Raw genomic sequence first — 2,632 nt, 5'->3', positions numbered from 1 at the left:
CCCGTGACCTGCGATGATGCTCTCGATCACGTATTTGTTACTTCATTACGTCCCCTATAAAAATATAACGAGATACCAGAGATGCCACGACCCGGCCGCGGCGAGAGCACCGAAATGGATTTCCGCGCGGCAGGTCGCCGGGTACTGTCGGCATGCCCTGCTATTTTTTCTTTCTTCCGGTGAAATCCGGCTCCGGATCCATCCCGCTGCCCGTGAAGGAACACCGCAACGATGCCGCTTGCCTCAGCCCGGCTCCTGGTATTGCTCCTGCTGCACGAACAGCACCGCGTCGAGCCCGCGGGTGTGCCCCTCCGCTATCCTTCCCCGCCTCCCGCGGAACGCCATCTCGTCCGCGCGGCGACGGCGCTCGCCGCCGGCCGGGCGAAAGGATCGCTGCGGGAGCTGCGGGAGAGCGAACACGACCCGACCGACCCCGATCACCTGGCGGCGCACGAGGCGCTCTACCTCGCCGCGCTGGCTCTCGACCTCAACTGGTCCCCCGATGACGTCGGCGTCGTCCGAGCCTGGGCCACGAGGACGTTCGCTCCGCCTCCGGTTGGGCCCGCCGCGCGTCCCGGTGTACCCGGTCCGCGCCGGGAACGCCCGGCCCACCGGGAACGCCCGGCCCACCGGGCCCACCGGGCCAATTGGGCGCCATCCCAGCCGGCCCCACCCGGCTCCGGGCACTCCAGGCACTCCAGGCACCCTGGTCGGCCGGATTGGCCGGACCAACCGGACCAGCCGGGCCGCCGCGGACCATGACGGACGCCCCGCTGATCGCCTGGACGACGCAGGTCATCGCCCGGCAACGGCACGCACTGCTCGAACCGACGACCGCGGTCATCTGCGTGTTCGGTGCCGAGATCATCCCCGGTATCCGGGTGGCGCGGGCACAGCTGGCCCTGACCGGTCACCGCGTCGACCACCGCGAAACCGACCGGAGGCACGGGCCCGGCCCCCATCGCTTCCCCCATCACCTGCCCTATCGCCTGCCCCGTCACGTGATTGTGCACGGTCACAGCGCCGATCCGGCACGCGCCGCACGGACCGCCGACCCTGCCGGAACGCTCGCAATGCAGGCCCTGGCCACGGCTGACCTCTTCGTCACCCATCTCGACGAGCTCCCGGTGCCACAGGCGGCGGCGTACGCGCGGATCCTGCGGGCGGATCTGCTGTTCCGGGCGAACCAGGAGGCCGAGGCCGGCATGGCGTTGGACGCGGTCGAGGCCGGCGCCGGGTCCGACCACGCGACACTGGCCCATGCGGCGCTGGTGCGCGGCGACTGGGCCGGCTTCCCGGATGGCGGGGCGCAGACGCTCGGCCGTCGGCCCGGCGGGAGCCCGATCATCCAGTCGCGAACGGCCTATCCGGAACGCGCGGAGGAACTGTGGCAGCGGGCCCTGACCGCCTACGGGCGCGCCGGGTCGGAGGGCGGGCGTGCCGCCGGACTGCTCCGGCTGGCCGGGGCGCCGACGGCGGCAGGCCGGCTGATCCTGCGCAGGGCCCGGATCGACGAGGCGGCCCGGCGCGCCCGGGCAGCCGGCAACGAGGCGCTGACCTGGCTGGCGAGAGTGCAGAGCCAGGCCGAGCAGGCGGTCGCCGGAGAACCGTCCGCAGCGGGACTGCGGGCCATGATGACGGCGCTGGCCGACTGGTCCAGGCTGGAGGGGAGCACGAGTTACGGCCGCGGGCTCGGCCGACTGCTGATCGACGCCGCCGACGCTGCCGACGCCGGCACCGCCGGTGACCCCGACGACGTCGAGGCGGCGGGCCGCGAGGATCCTGGCCGGCGGCCGGTCAAGATCGCTTCCCGGGGAAGGGCGGCGGAGTCGACGGCCGGGAACCGCGGCCGTTCAGGGACCGGGCGATCTGCCTGACCAGTTCAAGCTCCGCTGCCGCACCGTCCTTGTCGACGAGATCGATGTAGCTGATGCCGCGCAACAGCCCGGCCGGGTCACAGGTCTCGACGCGGATCGGGATCAGCGTGCGCTTCACGCCGTTGGGATCCGCCTGCCAGGCCGCCTGCCAGGCCGCCTGCATCTTCTCCGAGGCCAGGTAGCTCTTCGACAGCACGGCAAGGGTACGCCGGGACTGCGAGATCCCTTCGTGCAGCAGACCGATCTCGTGCTCACCGGGCAGCGCGTCGAGGGCCGCCAGATGCACCGAATGACCCCGGCCTTCCAACACGCGGGCAATCCAGGAGCCCCAGGCCTCATCGGACGGATCCGCGGAGATGAGGAAGTCCCACTTCTCGTCCGCGAGCGGCCCCTGACCGGAGCCGTTCGACGGGGTCCGCACCGCCGGGAACGGGCGCCCCGGCAGCGTGATCCACGCGAGGCCCTCGTACTTGCCCGCCACCGACACCTCGACTCGGCGGTACTGCGCCGGGTCGAGATCCCGCAGCCGCCCGGCCACCGTACTGCGGTAGAACTCGGACGATAGGATGAGCGCCAGTTCCGCGTCCTTGTCCTGTTCCAGCAGCTGCCGGACGGGGTCCGCGTCGACCAGCCGGGCGGCGACCACCGCCGCGTCGCCGACGAAACCACTGCCGTCGATACCCATCTCGCCCTGGTGCAGGGCCAACCTCAACCGGATTCGACCGGTCTCGTCACGTCCCCGGTTGTAGGGCCTG

At 71.5% G+C, this 2,632-nt stretch carries 3 protein-coding genes; 2 read left to right on the top strand and 1 reads right to left on the bottom strand.

The window, feature by feature from the left end; genetic code table 11:
- Positions 1–231: 231 nt before the first annotated feature.
- Together AC08OU_RS24385 and AC08OU_RS24380 are read left to right on the top strand one after the other, a co-directional pair.
- A complete protein-coding gene (locus tag AC08OU_RS24385; RefSeq protein WP_476602390.1) occupies positions 232–762 on the top strand; it encodes a hypothetical protein in 531 nt (176 codons plus the stop codon).
- Positions 759–1,877 carry a hypothetical protein gene (locus AC08OU_RS24380; protein WP_476602389.1) on the top strand — a complete coding sequence of 373 codons (1,119 nt, stop codon included), beginning with the start codon at positions 759–761 and terminating at the stop codon, positions 1,875–1,877. The genes AC08OU_RS24385 and AC08OU_RS24380 overlap by 4 nt, the downstream gene beginning before the upstream one ends.
- Here AC08OU_RS24380 and AC08OU_RS24375 read toward each other — a convergent pair.
- On the bottom strand, positions 1,798–2,632 hold an 835-nt coding region (locus AC08OU_RS24375; protein WP_476602388.1), incomplete at its 5' end, for a toll/interleukin-1 receptor domain-containing protein. The two genes, AC08OU_RS24380 and AC08OU_RS24375, sit on opposite strands and share 80 nt — an antisense overlap.

This window comes from Frankia sp. CcMO1 (assembly GCF_977945845.1).
Note: the sequence above shows the minus strand (reverse complement) of the source record. Positions and strands in the feature narration are given on the sequence as shown.